Annotated in this window: 19 protein-coding genes and 2 pseudogenes; 6 read left to right on the top strand and 15 right to left on the bottom strand. The window is 34.3% G+C overall.

Translation table 11 applies throughout. The features are described 5' to 3' along the window. Window positions 1-20: 20 nt before the first annotated feature. Complete coding sequence (locus QM374_RS00415) at window positions 21-626, top strand: NADPH-dependent FMN reductase (protein ID WP_315639243.1); 606 nt, start codon at window positions 21-23, stop codon at window positions 624-626. Between the two features lie 17 nt (window positions 627-643). Further along, complete coding sequence (locus QM374_RS00410; protein ID WP_000673684.1) at window positions 644-1882, top strand: NAD(P)H-dependent oxidoreductase; 1239 nt, start codon at window positions 644-646, stop codon at window positions 1880-1882. An 84-nt stretch (window positions 1883-1966) separates the two neighbouring features. Here the strand turns inward: QM374_RS00410 and QM374_RS00405 are convergent, their stop codons facing one another. From QM374_RS00405 to QM374_RS00340, 14 genes are all read right to left on the bottom strand, one after another. Then, window positions 1967-2224: a DUF896 family protein gene (locus QM374_RS00405; RefSeq protein ID WP_000187071.1), complete on the bottom strand. Its 258-nt coding sequence runs from the start codon at window positions 2222-2224 to the stop codon at window positions 1967-1969. Between the two features lie 29 nt (window positions 2225-2253). Continuing rightward, entirely contained in the window at window positions 2254-4290 is a 2037-nt protein-coding gene (glyS, locus tag QM374_RS00400; RefSeq protein ID WP_371559146.1) for a glycine--tRNA ligase subunit beta, read from the bottom strand. 282 nt (window positions 4291-4572) lie between these two features. Beyond that, the gene (gene glyQ, locus QM374_RS00395; protein ID WP_000038760.1) at window positions 4573-5490 is read right to left on the bottom strand and encodes a glycine--tRNA ligase subunit alpha; all 918 of its coding nucleotides are present in this window, start codon (window positions 5488-5490) and stop codon (window positions 4573-4575) included. Between the two features lie 469 nt (window positions 5491-5959). Then, a complete protein-coding gene (locus QM374_RS00390) occupies window positions 5960-7147 on the bottom strand; it encodes a tyrosine-type recombinase/integrase (protein WP_049525899.1) in 1188 nt (395 codons plus the stop codon). After that, window positions 7119-7388, bottom strand: coding sequence for a DUF3173 family protein (locus tag QM374_RS00385; RefSeq protein WP_000450956.1), 270 nt, complete (start codon window positions 7386-7388; stop codon window positions 7119-7121). Before QM374_RS00385 ends, QM374_RS00390 begins: the two co-directional genes overlap by 29 nt. 658 nt (window positions 7389-8046) lie before the next feature. Then, on the bottom strand, window positions 8047-8457 hold the full coding sequence (locus QM374_RS00380) for a sigma-70 family RNA polymerase sigma factor (protein ID WP_261055748.1): 411 nt from the start codon (window positions 8455-8457) through the stop codon (window positions 8047-8049). A gap of 180 nt (window positions 8458-8637) precedes the next feature. After that, window positions 8638-9165: a hypothetical protein gene (locus QM374_RS00375; protein ID WP_022524910.1), complete on the bottom strand. Its 528-nt coding sequence runs from the start codon at window positions 9163-9165 to the stop codon at window positions 8638-8640. Beyond that, entirely contained in the window at window positions 9166-10293 is a 1128-nt protein-coding gene (locus QM374_RS00370; RefSeq protein ID WP_150114526.1) for a hypothetical protein, read from the bottom strand. Continuing rightward, complete coding sequence (locus QM374_RS00365; protein ID WP_414310559.1) at window positions 10268-11497, bottom strand: ATP-grasp domain-containing protein; 1230 nt, start codon at window positions 11495-11497, stop codon at window positions 10268-10270. The genes QM374_RS00370 and QM374_RS00365 overlap by 26 nt, the downstream gene beginning before the upstream one ends. 24 nt (window positions 11498-11521) lie before the next feature. Further along, window positions 11522-12361: a bis-aminopropyl spermidine synthase family protein gene (locus QM374_RS00360; protein WP_049525906.1), complete on the bottom strand. Its 840-nt coding sequence runs from the start codon at window positions 12359-12361 to the stop codon at window positions 11522-11524. Between the two features lie 22 nt (window positions 12362-12383). Continuing rightward, window positions 12384-12923 (bottom strand): hypothetical protein, encoded by a 540-nt coding sequence (locus tag QM374_RS00355; RefSeq protein WP_060955615.1) that lies wholly within the window; start codon window positions 12921-12923, stop codon window positions 12384-12386. Between the two features lie 7 nt (window positions 12924-12930). Then, window positions 12931-14142, bottom strand: coding sequence for an ATP-grasp domain-containing protein (locus QM374_RS00350; protein WP_414310558.1), 1212 nt, complete (start codon window positions 14140-14142; stop codon window positions 12931-12933). 17 nt (window positions 14143-14159) lie between these two features. Continuing rightward, complete coding sequence (locus QM374_RS00345) at window positions 14160-15860, bottom strand: ATP-binding cassette domain-containing protein (RefSeq protein WP_414310557.1); 1701 nt, start codon at window positions 15858-15860, stop codon at window positions 14160-14162. 3 nt (window positions 15861-15863) lie between these two features. After that, window positions 15864-17612 carry an ATP-binding cassette domain-containing protein gene (locus QM374_RS00340; RefSeq protein ID WP_414310556.1) on the bottom strand — a complete coding sequence of 583 codons (1749 nt, stop codon included), beginning with the start codon at window positions 17610-17612 and terminating at the stop codon, window positions 15864-15866. Between the two features lie 301 nt (window positions 17613-17913). On the opposite strand from QM374_RS00340, the gene QM374_RS00335 reads away from it, so the two are divergent. From QM374_RS00335 to QM374_RS00320, 4 genes and pseudogenes are all read left to right on the top strand, one after another. Next, window positions 17914-18759 carry a helix-turn-helix domain-containing protein gene (locus tag QM374_RS00335; protein ID WP_022524918.1) on the top strand — a complete coding sequence of 282 codons (846 nt, stop codon included), beginning with the start codon at window positions 17914-17916 and terminating at the stop codon, window positions 18757-18759. A gap of 180 nt (window positions 18760-18939) precedes the next feature. Continuing rightward, window positions 18940-19293, top strand: coding sequence for a plasmid mobilization protein (locus QM374_RS00330; RefSeq protein WP_414310555.1), 354 nt, complete (start codon window positions 18940-18942; stop codon window positions 19291-19293). Continuing rightward, window positions 19280-20027, top strand: a pseudogene (locus QM374_RS00325) (relaxase/mobilization nuclease domain-containing protein); the annotation flags it as partial. The gene QM374_RS00330 and the pseudogene QM374_RS00325, both read left to right, overlap by 14 nt. Window positions 20028-20079: 52 nt before the next feature. Beyond that, window positions 20080-20523: pseudogene (locus QM374_RS00320) on the top strand (IS3 family transposase); the annotation flags it as partial. A 516-nt stretch (window positions 20524-21039) separates the two neighbouring features. Here QM374_RS00320 and QM374_RS00315 read toward each other — a convergent pair. Next, window positions 21040-21246, bottom strand: a complete 207-nt coding sequence (locus QM374_RS00315; protein ID WP_150114524.1) for a hypothetical protein — start codon at window positions 21244-21246, stop codon at window positions 21040-21042. Window positions 21247-21386 lie beyond the last annotated feature (140 nt).

The raw sequence follows: 21386 nt of genomic DNA, 5'->3' as shown, positions 1-21386 counted from the left end.
AAAAAGAGAAAGGAAAGCTCATGCTAAAACTTATTGCTATTGTAGGAACTAACTCTAAACGTTCCACAAACCGCCAACTGCTTCAATATATGCAAAAACACTTTGCTGATAAAGCAGAAATCGAATTGGTAGAAATTAAAGATCTTCCAGTTTTCAACAAACCTGCAGATAAACTTATTCCTGCAGAAGCCTTGGAAATCGCTGCAAAAATCGAAGCAGCTGATGGTGTGATTATCGGTACTCCTGAATATGATCACTCAATTCCTGCCGTTCTTATGAGCGCTCTTGCTTGGATTTCTTATGGAGTATTTCCACTCCTTAACAAACCAGTGATGATCACAGGCGCTTCATACGGTACACTCGGTTCTTCACGTGCTCAATTGCAACTCCGTCAAATCTTGAATGCACCAGAAATTAAAGCAAATGTTCTCCCAGATGAGTTCTTGCTCTCTCATTCTCTTCAATCATTCGATAAGAATGGTGACTTGGTAGATCTTGATGTCATCAAGAAATTGGATGCCATCTTTGATGACTTCCGTATCTTTGTTAAAGTGACTGAAAAATTGCGTAACGCACAAGAACTTCTTCGTAAAGATGCAGAAGAATTTGACTGGGAAAATTTGTAAGATAGGAGATTGAAAGAATGAAATTTGTTGGACTTGTTGGATCAAACTACGACCAATCATATAACCGCAAACTCTTGGAATTCATCCGTCGTAACTTCAAACTGAAATTTGAATTAGAAGTTCTTGAAATCGATGAAGTTCCAATGTTTAACCAAGACGAAAAATGGGACGAAAGCTTCCAATTACGCCTTCTTTACAATAAAATTACTCGTGCTGATGGTGTGATTATTGCTACTCCTGAGCACAACCATACAATTTCTGCTTCACTCAAGTCAGTTCTTGAATGGCTTTCATATGAAGTACATCCATTCGAAAACAAACCAGTGATGATCGTGGGTGCTTCTTACTACGACCAAGGAACTTCTCGTGCTCAAGTTCACCTTCGTAAAATCCTTGACGCACCAGGGGTGAATGCCTACACATTACCAGGTAATGAATTCCTTCTTGGAAAAGCTAAAGAAGCTTTTGATGCTAACGGAAATATTATCAACGAAGGAACTGTTAAATTCCTTGAAACTTGTTTAGATAACTTTGTCAAATACGTAGGAGTCGTTTCTAAATTGAAAAAACCAAAACCAATTGAACCAGAAGACTTGGATTGTGGAAAACCAATCGCTACAACTATTACAGAAGTTGACCCTGATGATCCAAACTGGGTAGAAAAAGTCGCTGAAATCACAGGAGCTGTATCTGGTGATACATACGTTAAACTTGACCATGGTATCCTTACAGTTAACCAAATCGATATGTTCTTGAAAGCTATGCCTTTTGAGTTGACATACGCTGACGATAACAACCAATTCCTCTACTACAACAATGCTCACCAAGATCCTGATACAATGTTTGCAAAACGTGTACCATCTCAATCTGGTAGCCGTATGTCAACCGTTCACGGTTCTCTCCCACCAGCACGTATGAAAAACGTTGAGTGGGTTATTGGAACACTTCGCAATGGTAACCAAGAATACGTACGTACAATCGTTCCTGGTTCACCTGCTGGTGTTATCAACACTCACAACTACCAAGCTATGTACTATCCTGACGGTTCATATGCTGGTATCAATGAAATTGTCTTTAACTTCCAACCATGGCTTGACTGGTACTTGAAAGAAACAGGTCAACGCTTGGTAGGTGGTAGCGGACCTTTTGCTCCTGCTGCTGGAGGCCACGGTGACGCAGATGCTACTTCTGGTGCATCTGACTCAGCTGACGGAGGCCATGGAGATGCGGATGCTACTTCTGGTGCAAGTAACTAATAACTAACAAAAAGGAACCATTTTGGGTTCCTTTTTTTATAATAGAAATCTCGGTTCGCACACACAAACCGAGAATTTTTTTATTTATGAATTTGGATCGTCAAGACTACGACCATGCAAGCCTTTTTCACGTTGTACCTGACGAAGTTTTTCAGGAGTCACATCATTTCCATCTTCATCTACGATTTTGATCCCTTCAATGTGATGACGAACTGAACGACGATATCCTTCGATATATTCCTCACGAAGTTTAGCTTGTTCTACTTTTTCTTCTGCAGTCAAGCCTTCAGTTTTTTTCTTTTTCGCAAGCTCATTAATACGAGCGATTTTTTCTGGTGTCATATTTGAACCTCCAATCTACTTTTTAATTTCTATTTTGTATTAAGAAGATTAAAAGCAGCGACAGTTTTTGCTTTATTCACAAGTTCAGTTAGAATAGCTAGGCGATTATTCTTAACATCAACATCCTCTGCCATAACCATTGTATTGTCAAAGAATGCATCAATAACAGGACTAAGAGCAAATAACTGCGTTAATTTATCACTAGCTGAACCTTTCAATTCTAGATTTTCTACTGCTTGAGCTAGTTCTTTTTCCTGTTCATTTTCAAAGAGACTAGTATCAACTTTGACTGAACCTTCTGCTTTTTCCGCTAGGTTAAAGGCACGAGATAAGGATTCAACAGCTGGTTTGTAGTTACTATTTAGAGATGCTTCTTTCAGTGCTTCTGCTGCTTCAATCATATCAGAAACAACAAAGTTTGAACTTGCTAGAACAGCTTCCTTAATATCTTTTGCAGTAGACCCCATCATCTTATCAACACGAGCTTTGATGAAGTTAAGCACTTCTTCTTGATTATCGTAAGTTAGGCTATCAAATGATAAAGCATAAAGGCTAGCAATCAATTCGTCCATTGGAATATTCCAGCCAAAGTCTTCCAAGATACGGACAATCCCTTGTGTTGCACGACGAAGAGCATAAGGGTCATTTGAACCAGATGGAATCAAGCCAACAGAGAAGAAGGACAAGAGAGTATCCAATTTATCAGCTAGTGCAAGGATAGCTCCGACTTTAGACTCAGGAAGAGCACCATCTGCAGAATCTGGAAGGTAATGTTCACGAATAGCTTGTGCTACTGCTGCATTCTCACCAGCGAGAAGAGCATATTTCTCACCCATGATCCCTTGAAGCTCATCAAATTCACCAACCATACCAGTCAAGAGGTCAAACTTATAAATGGTTGCAGCACGAGCAAGGTCAACAGTTTCATCTACCGATAAACCTGCTTTTTCTGCCAAAAGGATAGCAATTTGCCCTGTACGAATCATGTGCTCACGAAGTGAACCAATCTTTTCATGGAAGGTTACGTGTGATAATTTAGCTACAAGATCTTCAATCTTGAGTTTTTGGTCTTCACGCCAGAAGAATTCACCATCTTCAAGACGTGCCACCAAGACTTTCTCATTTCCTCGGATGACATTATCCAAATACTCTGCATTTCCGTTACGAACAGAAATAAAGTTTGGTTTTAGATTTCCATCAAGGTCACGTACTACAAAGTAGCGTTGGTGAGTTTCCATTGAAGTGACCAAAACTTCTTCTGGAACCTCTAGGTACTTAGGATCAAAATTCCCCATGAAGGCAGTTGGGTATTCAACCAAATTCAGAACTTCATTCAAGAGTCCTTCATCAATTTGTACCTGAACACCTTCTGCAGCTTCGATAGCCTTAATTTGCTCACGAATCATATTTTCGCGTTCAGTGCTATCTGCAATAACATAAACTTTGCGCAGGTCTTCTTCATAGCTGTCAGCATGCTGAATTTCTACTTCGTGACCAAGGAAACGATGTCCACGACTGACTCTTCCTGAATGAATATCTAGGAAATCCATATCGAGTGCCACATCATCCAAAAGAACTGTCAATGTATGGACCGGACGGATATATTCAAAGGTATTGTTTGCCCAGTGCATACTTACTGGGAAACTTAAGCTAGCCAATACTTCTGGAATTCCAGCCAAAACTTCCTCAGCTGGTTTTCCAGCTTCATGCTTAGTCACGTAGACATATTCTTCACCCTTAATTTCACGGAATTCGATATCATCTACAGTCAAGCCTTTACCACGGACAAACCCTTGCGCTGCTTTAGAGAAGTTTCCTTCTGCATCCAAAGCAATTTTTTTAGAAGGTCCTTTAAAATCTTCAGTCAAATCCGTTTGTTGGTCTGCCAAGCCAAGTACGCGAACAGCCAATCGACGTGGAGTTGAAAAAGTTTGAATTCCTTCGTATGAAAGGCGGTTATTATCCAAAAAGGCTGCCATTTTTTCACCTAGTTGTTTTTCACTTGGTGTGACAACGTAGGCTGGTAACTCTTCGAGTCCTAGTTCTACTAATAAATTTTTTGCCATGTTTTTTCCCTTACAAAATTTCTTCTTTTTGATAGGCACCTTAGGTACTGGGGACGTTGCTAACTAACTTTGTGAGTCTGTGGGGAAATCTTCTGTCTTCTTGACAAAGATTTCCAACAGTCTCATCAAAGTGGATTTAGCCAACTGATTTTTGAACCCAAAGTTTCAAAAATCCCCAGATACCAGTACGGCGGTGCCTATCCCTTTAGCAAGTCTTCGACTTGCCTCTGGGTGCCATACGGGCTCACTTTGTTCGCCCTTTTTCTATTCTTGTAACTGTTTTTATTCTTCCTCTTCTGCTAAGAGTTTTGCACGTGTTGCTTCATCAAGAAGTGGGTATCCAAGTTTCTTGCGTTCTGCGACGAAGGTCTTGGCTACAACACGAGCCAAGTTACGAATACGAGCGATATAACCAGCACGTTCTGTAACGGATACTGCTCCACGAGCATCAAGCAAGTTGAAGGTGTGTGAACATTTCAAAACGTAGTCATAGGCAGGGTGAACAAGACCCAATTCCAAAGCACGTCCTGCTTCTTTTTCAAATTTCTCAAAATTTTCAAGCAACATATCTTGATCTGAAACTTCAAAGCTGTATTTTGAATGCTCATATTCTGGTTGAAGGAAGATTTCTCCGTATTTAACGCCTGGAGCCCACTCAATATCATAAACAGAGTCTACTTCTTGGATATAAGAAGCTAAACGTTCCAAACCATAAGTAACCTCGGCTGTAACAGGACCAGTTGCCAAGCCACCGACTTGTTGGAAGTAAGTGAACTGAGTGATTTCCATACCGTCAAGCCAAACTTCCCAACCAAGACCTGCTGATCCAGTTGATGGGTTTTCCCAGTTATCTTCAACGAAACGAATATCGTGTTCCAAAGGATTGATACCCAATTTTTCCAATGACTCTAGGTAGAGCTCTTGAATGTTTGATGGTGATGGTTTCATCACCACTTGGAATTGATGGTGTTGGTAAAGACGGTTTGGATTTTCCCCGTAACGACCGTCTGCTGGACGACGTGATGGCTCTACGTAAGCCGCATTCCATGGTTCAGGACCAATGGCACGAAGGAAAGTGTACGGACTCATGGTTCCCGCACCCTTTTCATTGTCATAAGCCTGCATGAGCATACAACCCTGGTCATTCCAGTATTGTTGCAAAGTAAGGATAATTTCCTGGAAAGTCAATTTTTTGGACATATTTTACTCCTTTATTATAATTTCTTGCGACCTAGAATACAAAAAGAACCGTGTCTTTGCTCCTAAGTCAAGTGACCTAGGGGCGTCAGAAACGCGGTTCCACCCTAATTTATTACTTCATTATTTTTTAAAATTTACCAAAAGCGCCACACTCATCTCTCAATCACCTGACTCTCACTACCACAGGCTCGCTTGGGATTTACTGATAAGATATTCTTTCTTGTCGTCTATTATAACAAAAAGAAATGAAAAAGTAAAATTATTTTATCACTAGTCCTATATATTTCTTAGCCAAATTAATTTAACTGCCCCATTTATGCCCCTTTTAGAACAAAAAGAAAAACCACTAATCCTAAGACTAGCGGTTTAATCATGTTTTTAAGCTACGAATGTAGTTGCTCTATTATTTAAGAGTAACAATTTGCAAATCCTATTTTCTCCCAGTATTAGTGGGTTAATTCCTCAATTTTCAACTCTGGCAGGAATTTGGTAGGTAAATTGATAATCCAAGATTATCTAAACTGTTTGTAATCTCTTCTGAAATTGTTGAATCACCTGAATAATACCAATGACTATATGTATTCAACGTAGTTGACTTATCAGCGTGTCCTAATCGATATGAAACATATAAAGTATCCTTATGTAACACATTTATAAGATAAGATGCATGACTATGTCTTAATCCTTTCCCCGTAATTTCTGGTACACCAGTAATCTTAGCATGCCTTTTTATTATCCTAGAAATTGTAGACTTACACAAGGGGGCACCAAAACGTGATATTACATAATCTTTTTCATCATTCTTGATTTGAACTTCTCGCCATTTTCTAAGTATTGTAATCGTAAAATCATCTAAATCAATTTTACGATTCCCTGCTACTGTCTTTGTTTGTTGTTTAGCATACCATACACCGTTTTTGTCTTTCTCAATTGTCGAATGAACATGAATCCATTTACGTTCAAAATCAATATCTTCCCATTTAAGAGCAATACCCTCACTAACTCTTAAACCAGTCATAAAATATAACCAGATCGTCATGTAATTATGGAGTCCCTCATACTCACTAATATCAAAAGAGTTTATTACCTTCTTAAATTCATCAAATGTCCAAAATTTTGTATCAGGGTGTTTTCCTCTAGGATTATCTAATCCTTTAAAAGGAACTCTATCAATATAACCCAATCTTTCTGCATAGCCCAGACATGCTTTAAATCTAGACCACATATTTTTAGCATAGTTACTAGAATACTTGTCTATAATAGCTAAGCGAAATCTTTCACAGTCAATAGTACTAATATCTGATAATTTTTTACTACCAAATTGCTTAATAAATAATTGATGATGTGGTAAAGCGGTCTGATAAGTTACAAATTGAACTTTTTGTTGATAATATTTTAAATAAATCTCTTCCATAAACTCTCTAAAAGTTAGAAAACTATTATTAGTAGTAGAGTTCACAAATTCATGTTTTAAACGAAGTATCTCTTCATATGCTTCCTTAAAAGAATTAAACGGTAGTCCTTGTTGATTTTTCCTTCCTTTCTTTTGGATTCTTTTCCCAGTTATTGGATCAACTCCTAATTCAATTTGAAAATAAATTTTTCCTTTTGAATCTTTGTATACACCTTTATATTTCTTTGTCTTTGATATAACCATTTTTCTCACCTTCTATATCTGAAAAAGAAATACCAATTAAATTTTCTACAATATTTTTAGGAGCAATGCCTAACCTTTTATTATCGAAAGGTGAACATCCTAATTGTACCGCATTCTTATCATTTTTTCTAGCTTCTTCAAACTTTTTTACAGCAATCTTTTTTGCTTGTCTAATAATATTTCTTGATGTGTGCTCTGGAAAACCAATCGCAACTAAATCTTTATAGTTTACTGTTTCCATGATTTTACTACTTCCTTTCTTAGATTTTTTCACATCCATGGCATGACTGATGAAGTCATCATAAGAATTTCACTTGCTGCTCTTTTACGGTGGCAGTCTGAACGGTCAGAAGTATCATTGTATATCATTCGTATCATGGCATATAAAGTATCGCTCTATTTTATTGATGGTTTAAAAATCGCTCTTATATCAATTTGTCAGCCAGTTTAGTACTAACATTTGTACTATTTTTAATTTTTTTGTGTAACATCTCTGAAAGTAAACGATATTCGTCATCTGTTATTAATTTTAGACTTAAAAGTCTATTTAACATACTACAAAATAAACAATAATCAATTATTGCCTCCATAAAATTTCTCCTAGTTAAAATCAAACTATAGTTTTACGACATTGGCAGGTGTGCTGACGCACAACATAGAAATCTCATCTCTCCTCTATTAACGATTGAGAAGCAACAACGTTTAGAAGTATCATTGTCCCTAGAATGTGTCTTGGCATAGAGTGTCGGTCTATTGTCTCATCAAGATTTATCGCTCGCTTACGGTCTTGGCGTCTTGTGAGATTGCTCGGCAAACTAGGAAAGTCCCACCGTGGTCTATTCAATTTTCAATGAACAATAGGCATTTTTGTCTCTTACTCTTTAAGTGAAAAATATGCCTTACTGTTCAAAAAATTTTCTAAGTTTTTTCAAAATCTTGTCTCTCAGGTAGGCCAGACTACTTGGAGGAATATGTTTTTTCTCTGCTAACGCTCTAATGGATAGTTCTTTAAAATATAAATCCGAAATTAGGGTATACTCTTCATCATTTAACTTTGACAAAGCTAATTCAAGAAGTTTCAACAGCTCCCTAGTCTCAACAATTTTCTCAATATCTATGGACTTGTCTGCTAGTTTATCAAGGATGTCATATTCATAATCTCCAAAACTTGAAAACGGCAATACATTATATTTTGCATCTAAACGTTTCAAATAATTCTCACGATTTGTTAACTGCCAATAAGCCTTATAGACTTCCTCTGATACTTCAACTTTCTTACCATTTACTAAAATGTAATAATCTTTTTCCATCTTGTTGCTCCGAATAAAATGACTTCAATAGCCTTCACTGTATTAGTGAATTTTTATAGGGAGTGAACAAAGTAAGTAAGGTAAAAAGTTTCACATATTTGATTTATTAAAAATATTCGAACCTAAAAGACCTTGCCAGTCTGTATGTATCTGACAAGGTCTGTTTCGGTCTCTTTAAATCTATATAAATTTTTCTAAAAAACTGGGAGTTTCAATTTCTTGACTGAATTTGTTAACTATATCTCTAGTAAATAAACCGAGAAACTCCAGACTCTCATTCGGATTTATTTCAAACAATGAATAATCAGCTTTTTCAAGGTACTCATGAAGTTCTTGATAATTTTTTATATAACTATATCCCTGAGGTGCAGAAAAATTAGGAGACATCTTTTTAGCTTCCTCTAGTAGAACTGGGCTATCTAAAAGCGATAATGAATGAATAGCGGAAAAATACTTGGCTCCTTCTCGATAATGATTGTTTAAATTCAAACAATAGTCATTATTTAAATCAGAATCATTTAAGAACGACTTAATCTCATTTCGTTTCCCCATAACCATTTTTCCTACAATCATTTTAGCAGGTGCAGATAAATAAAGGTAAGCAACCGTTTGTTGTTCAGGAATTCTTGAACGATATTCAAAATGTTTCTTTTGGGTTAATAAGGCTCTAAAGAACTCCGGTTTAAAACTCAGAATAATTTTCTTCAATTAAAACTCCTCCTTCATTACCTCTAGCAAATAATTTACAGTGTAATCTCTAAAGAAATACTTTGGATCACTTGCCCAAGGTGAAAAGACATTCCATAACTTTTTAATCGCATCATCTCCTAGCTCATCTTTAATCAGTGAGATATTAACAATATACTCATCATACATACCACGATATGCTGAATCTCCTCCAACATATTTACGTTTTGAAAGTTTTGAACCTGAACGATCTAAAATTTGTGGTGTATATATAAGTGTCGGAATCTGGTTATACCCCATTTCCTTCAATCCTTCATAATAGACACGCAGAGGCCATACGCCACCCCAATCAGAGCCTTCAAATACAATACTCAGTGTATTATTTTTGGCATCATTCTCAATGATAGAGATCCCTTTCATAAGATTTCTCATTGGTACATTGGGATTGACTTCCACTTCATTTGTTTCATCAAATGTCAATTCACAGAAACCATGTTCTGGACATTCTGTGCTAAATTCTAACTTATCCTTATAAACTGTGATTTTAGTATCTTTAGTATTTGTGCTGTACAAACCACACTGGGGACACGCTAGTCTAGTACGAAGTTTATTTTCTTTTGGTGTAATAATTTTGGCAATCCTATCATGATTATTATACATATCAATCAGCGCCCGACGTGCATGACGTTCCTTTTGAAACTCATTGAATGTTCTGATTTTATAATCAACACCAGAGAGTTCACTTAATTCTGACAACAATTCTTCAAAAAACACACGATAGAATTCATAATCACTTAACTTACTATCCTTACTATACGTATGGTTTAAGGGCTTGAAATATACACTTTCCTCATGAACTACTTTTTCTCCTTTAGCATGTTCTAAGAGATCCAATGTTACTTCAACTTCTACCCTATATTTTTTTCTTAAAATATCTGCATATGCAAATCCAAATATAAAGTTAATTAAAGTACCAAAATGAGGGTAACTATTTGGTTGCGCACACAAAAGTATATTGACCTTATTAACTCCATCCATCTTTAAGTCAACAATCTGTGTAGTATCATTTAAAATATAGTTCATTCCTAAAAGTGGAAAATACGTAGCATCCATCATTATCCCCTTATTCTGTTTCAAATTTAAATTCATTTAGTATTTTATCTTTTAAAGAAAGGACATCATCAATATTTTCTGCAGTATATACAGATTGAAATACTTTAGTGGCACAGTGTTTCCCAAGCCCTAAAGAGTCCCCGGCTTTAATATATACATCAGCTGATTTTACTCCATCCAATTTTAAAATTTCATCAACATCAGACACAAATGTCACTTTACCCTTTTTAGGATAAACTATAGTCCATCCTCCCTGGTTGACTTGACTAATTATTTCATTAGGAATTAGTTCCTCATGATTTGATTGGAGGTTATACTCAACTTCAAAAAGATTTGTTCCAAATAACGATTCAATGACTGGGACAACTCCCGCCCCTCCCGGCCTGACCCCAATCTCACAAAAATAGATACCATTGACTGAATTTATAAGCTCTAAGTGGAGTGTCACTTTGTCCATCCCATAGCACGCTATAACTTCATGAGCCGCATCTATAAGTTTATCTCTAAGTTGACTATCACTAACTGACACTGCAGATAAAGATTTATTTGATTTAAACTCAAATTGATTTTCTTGATACATCATCAAGTTATTAATTATTGGGGTCTTATTAATAACAAATGTATCATAGTGAAACACTTGACCTTCTATAAATTCCTGAATTATATAGCTTTTATCTTTACGTATATTTTCTGTAAGTTCTTTCACCTCTAAATCAGACAAATCACTTGTAAAAATTGCCATATCTTTGGAGCCCATACCATCCTTTCTTTTCGCTATAACTTTTTTAAATTTTTTTAGCAGTCTCACAACCTGACTATAATCTATATAGTCCTCTGTATATGGAATTTTAACAGAGTTTATACCACTATTTTCAAGCACATCAATCATGAGCTTCTTATCTCTAAAAGTGATAACATCCTCTGGCTTTTTTCCATCAATTTTGAAATGTTGCCGTAAATATGCGGCACTTAATAAGCAGTATTCTTCAAAAGCAAAAATATGCTCAATAGTGGCTTTTGAACCGATACAACTGATTAATTCTTCTAGTTTTTTTATTTTTACATTGGTTGAAATAGTGACTTCAGTTTCAACTGTAAGTAAATTTTCCAAGTAGTCCTCTGTGTATTCTAGACTCCCTACAGGTGTTATAATATGTATTTGATCTACATTCTGGGATTCTTTTATGATAAAATCTAAAAAATTATTTAAACCCAATAAAATAAATATTGATGTTTTCATTAAGCTTCCTTTCTAATTCTAACATTACCAAAACTTTGTTCCATAAATCCAATCATAATTTGGATAACCATAAATAGTTCCATCGTCGCTTATATTTTTAGGAATTTCGCGCTCCTTACCATAAAGATTTATTACGTACTCTTTAGGAAGAATATGACCTTCAAATTCAGATGAAGTGTTTTCAACCCTATCAACAATTAATGTTGCTGAAGTTAATCCTGGTGCTTCAGGCAAGTGATAACTGTGCATACCCGTAACCATATCACGAATTACAAAACCACTTTTGATTAAAAAATCTTGAATATTTCTCATAGCTTCAACAGTCCATAAAACATTCTCATCATAGGGTATAACCAAACATCCAGACGACTCTTGTTTACATAACTCCATACATCTATGTAACCAAGCAATCGTACTTAACCCTTTATTTTTAGAACCATAAGGTGGATTTATATAGAAAAAGTCAAATTTTTGTTTTAGATCTGGATCAACTTTATCAATGACATTATAAATGGAAGCTTTCACTGGAACTGAAAACTCGAAATCTTTAGAAAATTTATCAATGTTATTGACCATTCTCTCATCAAAGTCAAGAACAGTGAGGCTCTTAGGTTTAGAGGTAAGTCCTTGTGTTGCAAACAACCCAAACATCATGCTCATTCCATCACCATCACCAAGAAATAGCACATCTTTATCACTTAAAAAACTATGCATTAGCATTGTTTGTTGTATCATATCACCACCATGCATAAAAATCTGGTCAAAGGTTCTGTTAGCTGATGGCCTTCTATATGTTACTTGGTCTGCCAAGTTAACCATTTGTTGTGAAATTGAAGGATTTAAGTTAGCAAATAAATTTTTCAAAACATTTCTCCTATTTTATTTTTTATTTTGTAAAAACTGCGAAGGGGGCTATTACTTCTGCAAGCAGTGTAATTTTTACCGTCTTATGATTAGTGGTGTAACTATCTGTTTTAACTGCACACGCTTTATCCACTCGATAACGGATATAATCACTCAAAATCGTTCCACATTTATTTCCGATTCCAACAGAATATGTATCCAAAGATAAATCAAAATTGCAAACTGTTAAATTTTTGATGCACAAAGCAAATTTTGAACCCAATACATTAATTTTTTCATCTATGGGAGACCAATCTACATTATCAATCGAGAAGTAATGACTCTTATCGGGAGTATTATTCAACTTCGATTCTGTTAAAGACATAACTAGATAAAGCTTTTCTCCTTTTTTATAGACATTCTCTGCAAAAGGTTGAACTTGAGTTAAAGGGTGACAAAAGTTTCCCCCATATCCCCAAAAAGTATATCCAACTTTTGCTATCTCATCTTGTTTACGCCTCACTATACTATCAACTGTTTCACCGGCATGTACACCGTACTTCATGTATATAATGTTATCCATTTAACTATTACTCTCTTTCATACTCAATACAGATCTCACTAAAATATTTTCTAGCTGCCTCTTCTATATCAGTTCCCGACAACATAATATAGCCCCATTTTCTATCAAATGAATTTTGTATAGGGTTGACATCTATTGTTGTAAAATCAAGCCTATCTTTTACATAAATATCATCTGAAAAAGTATGAGAATACTTTGTAACAGATGATATTTTACCAACCTCAGGGATATAATAAAATATTCCAGACCTCCCTTTATTTGTTACTAAAGGCAGCTGTTCACCATCTAACGCTTTAAAAAATAAATAGTATGGATTATAACCTGATACATTTTCGACTAAATCTGGTATGCAATCTCCCCCAGCTCTTAGATGAGATTCCACGACATATACCTCATTAGTTCCCTTCTCAATTATCATTTCTGTGTGTCCCAATGTAGTATTGACGTTAAGATGATTAAAGATTTTCCTAACATTATTATAAATATCATTGACAAGGTAAGATTCTAAATTTGCACAGAAGACATGACCACTCTCAACAAATTGTGAGTGAGGTGTCCCTTTCGGAATCTTATACTTATCTGTTATCCCAAATATCTGTGTAACTCCATCATAAGTTAATGTCTCAACGCTTACTTCTTTACCATCAATAAATTTTTCCATAATCAACCATCCATTGGATAACGACTCATTAAGTTGTTTTGGAAAAATATCTTCGAATCTATCTTCAGGTGATATCAAAAGGATATCTTGACTTCCTTGACCTGCAACTGGTTTTATAATTGATTTTCCATTGACCTTTAAAAATTGTCTCACGTCGTCAACAGTTTTGGGAACGATATTAGGCACTAGTTTTAAATTGATTGACTTTAAAAAATCTCTCATTTTCTTTTTATCTATAAGTATATCTACCGATTCTTTGGTTACAAACCGATTTTCAGATAAAAGCTTTTCAGAATAGACAGCTGATTTTAAGACTCCGTCCCTAGTATCAGTAAACGAAACAATACCAGCTACAATGTTAGTAGATACAATTCTATCAATTAACCCATCTAATTCTGATAAATTATTTATGATCACAGTTTCATCTGCAAAATTACATGCTTTAATAAATGTACTGTGTAACATATTGGATTGAAGTATATTGATAACATAAAATCCTTGTTCTTTAGCAGCCTTTACAACTGCTTTATGTCCAAAAAGTACTATAATTTTCTTCATGTTTGTTTCACCTCCAATTAAGTTATGTGCGTCTCTAAAATATTTATGTCATTTTCCACATAAATTTTGCTCTGCTTGCTAAACAATTCATAATAAGCACCTTTTTTAGTCATTAACTCATCATGACTACCAGTCTCAATGATTTTGCCACCTTTTAGAAAATAGATAGTGTCTGCAATCTGGCAATTAGCAAGTCGATGAGAAATAAATACCTTTGTCTCAATATCATGCAACTTGGAGACTGTTTCAAATATGGTATGCTCATTTTCAATGTCTAATGAAGCAGTTGGTTCATCTAAAATAAGTAGTTGAGAATCTTGATATAATCCTCGTGCAATTGTTAAGCGTTGGAATTGACCACCAGATAAGCTAATACCGTCAGCATTCACAGTGGGATTTAGTTTTTTCCCTAAAAAATTTTCATCCTGCAACAATATTGACTCTAAATTCACTGATTGAATAACGGACTCAATTTTGCTTCTCTCCTTCTCCTTATCAATAATAATGTTATCTATTATACTTTCTGGAAATTGGATTGACTCTTGTTGAACAAACGCATAATTATGATTTACTCCGTTAGAAACAGATCCAGTTTGTGGTTCTAGAATCCCGGCAATAATACCAATTAAGGTTGTTTTTCCACTTCCATTTTCACCTACTAAAGCTACTGTTTCTCCTTTTTTAATCTTCATTGTAAGGTTATCAATGACTTTATTACTTCCTGTATAGGCGTAAGAAATATTATTCATCTCAATAGCGTACTCACTGGTGTCATCAAAATTACTTGGTACACATTTTAATTTATCTAGGCTATAATAAGACGAAAGTTGGGTGCAGACGGTCAATAATTGTAAGTAAGCTGCAAAAGAGTTTTCAATCATGCCAACAAAAGTAAATAGTGCGGTAATAGCGAGGCTAAGTTCAGAAAAGGCTTGATTTTTTGATAGAGTGATTAACATGATTGAACCGATAACTAGACTAGCCACACCTAAAAATGAACTGACACCATCAAAAAAGGCAACTCTATACATCCCTTTTCGGAGTGTCTTATTTGTCTTTGCTATATACTGATGAAATTGTGAATTTACTAAAATAGATAGATCATAAACTTTATTATCACTTAAAAACAGTCCATTCTTTGCTAATTGTTCAAAATAGTTAAGTCCCTTATTGATGTTTAATAACTTATTTGTTCTCATCAATAGTATTTTCTTTTTTAACTCGTTTATGCCAATAGACAGCCCAACTATCACTACACATGTTAGTGCCACAAAAGGATTGATCTTACTAAGGATAGCAGCGCTAAAAAGCAATGTTACAGATGTGTAGACTAGTGTAGTAATAATTTCATAATATCGAATGAAAAGAGACTGGTTATCGATAGCAAATAAGGTATTTGATAACTTTGTTCTAATCTCTGATGATTGTAATTCTGAGTAAGTATGGCTCAACATTTTTGATACAATCTTAGTCTTCTTTGACTCAGATAATACCTGATAGAACATTTCAGCCTTTTTAGTTGCGAAATCTGATATTAAACGACAAATTAAATAGAACAGTATAATAACTAAGATAAAAAGCAAATTAAATTGATCACTGTAGGCCGTAAGGAGATAGACTAATACCGTAGGAAAAAGGTTAAAAAGTGTATTTGTCATCACTAACAGAGTCACATAGAGAATAAATACTGGTATGAATTTTCTTTTGATACAATCCATAGATTATTCCTCCCCATATCCCTTATTCTGTAGTTTGTATAAGTTAGCGTAATATCCATTATTTTCTAAAAGTTCGTGGTGCTTGCCTGTTTCAACAAGTTCACCATTATCTAATACTAAAATATCATCAGAAAATTTAGTAGCCAACAACCGATGTGTTACTATAATAGACATCTTTTCTGAAGTTATTTTCAAAAACTCCCTAATTGTTTTTACTTCATTATTAATATCCATGGCTGAAGTAGCTTCATCTAAGATATATAAACTTGAATCTTTCATCATAGAACGAAGTAATAACAGCATTTGGACCTGTCCGCCAGAAAGTTGTACTCCTTCTTCTGATAAATATTTGGTATAGTGACTATCAATTCCTTGTGGTAGATTTCTAATCATATCCTGTATTTCTAATTCTTTTACCAAGGTATCTAATCGTTTGATTTGTGAGCGATCAAATTTCGGTAATACATTTTCTCGAAATGTAAAGGCAAGAAAATCAGTTTTTTGAAAAACAGTTGCAAGTTGCTGGTGATAACTTTTCAAATCAATTTTGTTTAAATCAATCCCATTCACTAAAATCTGTCCGACAGTTGGCCTTATAAAACCACATAATAATTTAATTAGAGTTGTTTTACCAGAACCACTCTCGCCAACAATTGCTACTCGATTGGGAGATTCAAAACAATATTTTATATCCTTCAAAACATACTGGTCACTATTGGGATATTTATAAGAAACATCTACAAACTCTACCTTGTTAATTTCTCCAATACTTACTTTTTGAACTTCATTTTGATAAGTAGTAGTCAAGCATAAAAAGTCTTCATATAAGTCATATAGACGAATATCTGTTTTTATTTTTTCTCCATTTTTCAATAGTTTGCTTATATTATCCTGAACCACTTTAATCATTGATAGATAAAAGATTCCGTCTGTAACTCTCAGATATCCACTATGAACACCTAGTAAAATCAAAATGATTCCTGTTAGATAAGGAAGAGCAGATAACACACTAATATACAATAAATTCAAACCATACTGATTAATTTTATTCGTACTCAATTCATAAAACTGTAAAAGTCTGTCAGACAACTTTTTCTGTACAAAGTTTTCATAGCTCGATGATTTAACTTCACGTAGCATTTTGCTATCCGTTAAAACACTGGAATAAAATCCTGTATAATTCTTTTGACTTTGTGCTAATACATCAATAGCTTGATTTAATTCAGGAATTTTACCATTAAAATAGTGAACCAACAAAGCTAGTAAAGTCATGACAATCATAAATACTCTAGTCAAATTATCGTTCATGATTGCGATTAAAACTAATGAAGAAATAATCGCGAGAGAGGATGGGACTAACTTCATCAATCGCTGATATCCTTTCCAACTTTGAGCAGAAAATAGTTCCCCATTCCTAATTGTTATTAAATCTTTCTCTGAGACTGTACTTTCAATTGGTAGGTCTATCGTTTTTTCAAAATAAGAAGTTACCAAATAGGATAATCGAAATTCTGCTAACTCTGTTTCAAAAATTTGTGATAGTGGGGGACCCAAGAAGCTCATAAGGAGATAGAATACAGAACTTACAATCGTTAGTTGAAGATTACTTACTCCTTCAATATAATTTAAAAACCCCTTTAAAAACATAACACTAGATACTGGTAAAATTGCATATATCAGTGTAAAAATAACTGTCAGTGAAATGAGTTTTCGATTTGAATAATGTCTGTAGATACTTCCTATTTTTTTCATAAGTAACCTTCCTTCAGTAATTTTTTCTGTACGTTTAGGAGTGGGAGAGTAGATTAGTATCTACTCTCCCTTATGTACATAAGGGAGAGTAGATTAGTATCTACTCTCCCTTATGTACATAAGGACTCATCCATCCTTATTGCTTTTAGGATTAACCACCTACAATGATTAATATGTCACATATAATAAACAGTAAAATTTTTATGAGCCTCTTCATAAACTTTTTCCTTTCCTTTATTTTAGACTTATTGTAAACTAATATTAGAAAAACCAATTTTTTGTTGTGAAAGTGGGATGATTTATGGACGATTTCGGGAAAACACTACGCTTTATCAGGACGAGTAAGCAAGTTAGTATAAATAAATTAGCCGATGATGTTATATCAAAATCACAACTTTCAAGATTTGAAAGAGGTGAGTCTGAAATATCTTGTTCTAAGTTGAATTATCTTTTAAATAAGTTAAATACTTCCTTCGATGAATTTTTAATTATTAATAGAGGTTTTTCTGATTATGATTTTAAAATCATGATAAATGAAGTAAGAGATTCTACTGCTTCAAATGATATTCAGAATATAATAAAAATTTTAGAGAGTTATCAAAACAAAGACAAAAGCACTTTAAAAAACTTTGAAATCACTCTTTTAAAATCTATTCTTAATAATTACTCTAAAGATATATATCCCTCCAAAAGTGAATTAGAAGAGCTCGTTGATTATCTATTTAAAGTCGAACATTGGGGCTACTATGAAATTTCTCTATTTGGCAACTGTTTTAGACAATTAACTTATCAAACTATCTTTTTATTAACAAAGGAATTATTAAACAAGATTAGATACTACATTCGAGCAGAGAGTAATAAAAGATTGGTTATTCAACTTACTATTAATTGTCTAATTGTTAGTATTGACAAGGGTCACTTCAAAAATGCGAGGTATCTTTTAAAAGAAGTCGAATATCTTTTAAATAATGAAACCAGTTTTTATGAGAAAACCGTATTCATCTATGCTTCTGGCTATTTACTTTATAAAGAAGGCAACTTAGACGGTAAAGATAAAATGCTAGATGCTTTAAAAGTTCTTAAAATTTTAAGTGAAGATAAATTCTATAAAAATTATATTGAGCACTACAATAAAATAGTGAATTAATTATCTATAATATAAATTAGCTTACCGCTATCTACTGTTTAGTAGCAAGCACAGTAAGTGTGTACACACTTACGACAAATTGATGAAGCAGCCCCTTGTGGAACTGCTTCTTTTTTATCAATTTAAACTTGTTAGGGAATCCCCTAAGACCCCGAAATACACTGCAAGGAGAAAGTAACTATGGCAAACAGAACAAGAAATATTCAGCTCAAAATATGCCTTAACGAAGAAGAAAAACAAATTTTTGAGAAAAAAATGAAACTTACCAAATGTAAAACCATGAGTCATTTTATACGTAAATTTGTCTTGGAAGGAGATATTTTTGTGGTAGACTTACAAGGACTCCTCTATAATGCAACTAACAACATCAATCAAATTGCAAAACGTGTCAATACTACTGCTGTTATCTATAAAGATGACATACAAACAATGAAGGAAAAAATAGACTCCCTCTCAAAAGAAATCTGGCAAATACACTCTCTTTTACTCTCAAGAACACATAAGGCAGGAGAGAAGCAAAATGGCAGTCACTAAGATTCACCCTATCAAATCAACGTTAAATCTTGCTATCGACTACATCACAAATAACGAAAAGACAGACCAAGAAATTCTTATTAGCACGCATAAGTGTCACGTTACAACAGCGCATACTCAATTTTTAAAAAGACGAGAACAAGAACAAGTTCATGGAACTGTTCTAGCAAGACACCTCATACAATCTTTTTTGCCTGGAGAAATCTCCCCAGAATTGGCTCACGAAATTGGACTGGAACTCTGTAAAAGAGTCTTAAAAGATGAATACGAATTTGTACTAAGTACTCATATTGATAAAGGGCATATCCATAATCATATCATCTTCAATAACGTCAATATGGTGACAGGAAAATGTTATCAATCCAATAAGAAAACCTATCATCAAATCCGCTATCAAAGCGATCTAATCTGTAAGGAAAAAGGGCTATCTATTATAGATGAGTACTACGAAACCTTTAAGAAAAAATACAAACCAAATGGTAAATCATGGTATGAAGATAATCAACGAAAGCAAGGAACATCTTGGAAAAGTAAACTGCAATTTGATATTGATAGAGTAATTAGACAATCAAAAAATTGGGATGATTTTCTGTCTAAAATGGAAAAAATAGACTATGAAATCAAGCATGGGAAACATATTGCCTTCAGACATAAGTATAAGGAACGATTCACCAGAGGAAAAACAATTGGAGAAGATTACTCAGAAAAAAGACTCAAGGAACGAATCACAGAATTACTGTCGAGAAAACGAAAACTGTATAAGGAACAAGTAGGAAATATCATTAATCTAGTCAAAAACTCTATTTATCACCTGTTTTAGATGGCTTTAACAGCGAAATTATCGCCTATAATCTTTCAACTTCACCAAATTTAGAACAGGTGAAAACTATGTTAAACCAGGCCTTCAGTGAGAATCATTACACAAATACGATTCTCCATAGCGATCAAGGCTTGCAATACCAACACGATTTTTATCATCGGTTTCTAGAGAGTAAGGGAATTCAGCCATCTATGTCACGCAAGGGAAACAGCCCAGACAACGGTATGATGGAGTCCTTCTTTGGAATTTTAAAATCCGAAATGTTTTATGGTTATGAAAAGCACTTTAGGTCTTTAGAAGACCTTGAACAAACTATTGTGGACTACATTGATTACTACAACAACAAACGAATCAAAGTCAAACTAAAAGGACTTAGCCCTGTGCAATACAGAACTAAATCCTTTCAATAATTATTTGTCCAACTTTTGGGGGTCAGTACAAATCGAAAGACTATTTTTGTTAATTCACGCACTTCAAGATTGGGAAACTGTGAACCGCTGGCTTCATTGAGAAACTATGCAACCAAGTTAGTTGGGGGTTGAGCCCATTTTCTTCTCTGAATTTGCGTTTAGAAATGTATTTTCTGCCATGAGAAATCTGACGAATTAAGTCACGACCTCGTATAAACTTTTTGAATTGGGCATTTTCTTTGTGGTGAATAAAGAAATCGATACTTTTTTATAAGCATCCATATTATTCTTCTCCTTTCTTTACAACTACTGAGATGTTAAGAACATCTCTCTTACTAAGAAGCAGCTAAGTGTCCATCTGTTACTGTTGATCCAATCTCGGTTAAAACAGTGGCTGCACTTGCTTCGCTCACACCAGTAATTGTTTGAAGGTATCTTTTTTCTTCAGGGAAACTCCTTTTCGATATAAGCCTGAATCTCACAGGTCAATTTTTAAATGAGATCCTGATACATCCGTTATTCTTCTAAGCTCTGTTCCAAGAGAAAGCGATCGTCTAGTGATAACTTCACATTCATAGCTTCAGCTAATTCTCCAGGACTTTCTTTGACATGCTTATGAATGTAAGGAATCACGTTATCACAGTCTATGACTTCCCCGTTAATAAAGAGAGTCGAGAGATACTGTCCTGTCTTGGAGAAGATGTCAGAAAGATAACTAGTCAATTTAGTGTTGGCCCTTTGTAAGAGATTATGATTTTCGTTTTTGACTTGTGTCTGATGTTGCTTATAAGAAACCAGTTAACGAATGAGTAAATGTAATTGAATAACCTTAGATCTAGAAATGTAGTATTTTCTATAGTTAT

The sequence above is a fragment of the Streptococcus infantis genome (genome assembly GCF_047465525.1).
In the GTDB taxonomy this organism is placed as follows: Bacteria; Bacillota; Bacilli; order Lactobacillales; family Streptococcaceae; genus Streptococcus; species Streptococcus infantis_R.
The sequence above is the reverse complement of the archived record's forward strand: the minus strand, read 5'-3'. Positions and strand labels throughout refer to the sequence as shown.

Bases quoted from the DNA above. Each gene is read 5' to 3' on its own strand.
- QM374_RS00415 (WP_315639243.1), top strand. From the start codon at position 21: ATGCTAAAACTTATTGCTATTGTAGGAACTAACTCTAAACGTTCCACA.
- QM374_RS00410 (WP_000673684.1), top strand. From the start codon at position 644: ATGAAATTTGTTGGACTTGTTGGATCAAACTACGACCAATCATATAAC.
- QM374_RS00405 (WP_000187071.1), bottom strand. From the start codon at position 2,224: ATGACACCAGAAAAAATCGCTCGTATTAATGAGCTTGCGAAAAAGAAA.
- glyS (WP_371559146.1), bottom strand. From the start codon at position 4,290: ATGGCAAAAAATTTATTAGTAGAACTAGGACTCGAAGAGTTACCAGCC.
- glyQ (WP_000038760.1), bottom strand. From the start codon at position 5,490: ATGTCCAAAAAATTGACTTTCCAGGAAATTATCCTTACTTTGCAACAA.
- QM374_RS00390 (WP_049525899.1), bottom strand. From the start codon at position 7,147: ATGGTTATATCAAAGACAAAGAAATATAAAGGTGTATACAAAGATTCA.
- QM374_RS00385 (WP_000450956.1), bottom strand. From the start codon at position 7,388: ATGGAAACAGTAAACTATAAAGATTTAGTTGCGATTGGTTTTCCAGAG.
- QM374_RS00380 (WP_261055748.1), bottom strand. From the start codon at position 8,457: ATGGAAAAAGATTATTACATTTTAGTAAATGGTAAGAAAGTTGAAGTA.
- QM374_RS00370 (WP_150114526.1), bottom strand. From the start codon at position 10,293: ATGAATTTAAATTTGAAACAGAATAAGGGGATAATGATGGATGCTACG.
- QM374_RS00365 (WP_414310559.1), bottom strand. From the start codon at position 11,497: ATGAAAACATCAATATTTATTTTATTGGGTTTAAATAATTTTTTAGAT.
- QM374_RS00355 (WP_060955615.1), bottom strand. From the start codon at position 12,923: ATGGATAACATTATATACATGAAGTACGGTGTACATGCCGGTGAAACA.
- QM374_RS00350 (WP_414310558.1), bottom strand. From the start codon at position 14,142: ATGAAGAAAATTATAGTACTTTTTGGACATAAAGCAGTTGTAAAGGCT.
- QM374_RS00345 (WP_414310557.1), bottom strand. From the start codon at position 15,860: ATGGATTGTATCAAAAGAAAATTCATACCAGTATTTATTCTCTATGTG.
- QM374_RS00340 (WP_414310556.1), bottom strand. From the start codon at position 17,612: ATGAAAAAAATAGGAAGTATCTACAGACATTATTCAAATCGAAAACTC.
- QM374_RS00335 (WP_022524918.1), top strand. From the start codon at position 17,914: ATGGACGATTTCGGGAAAACACTACGCTTTATCAGGACGAGTAAGCAA.
- QM374_RS00330 (WP_414310555.1), top strand. From the start codon at position 18,940: ATGGCAAACAGAACAAGAAATATTCAGCTCAAAATATGCCTTAACGAA.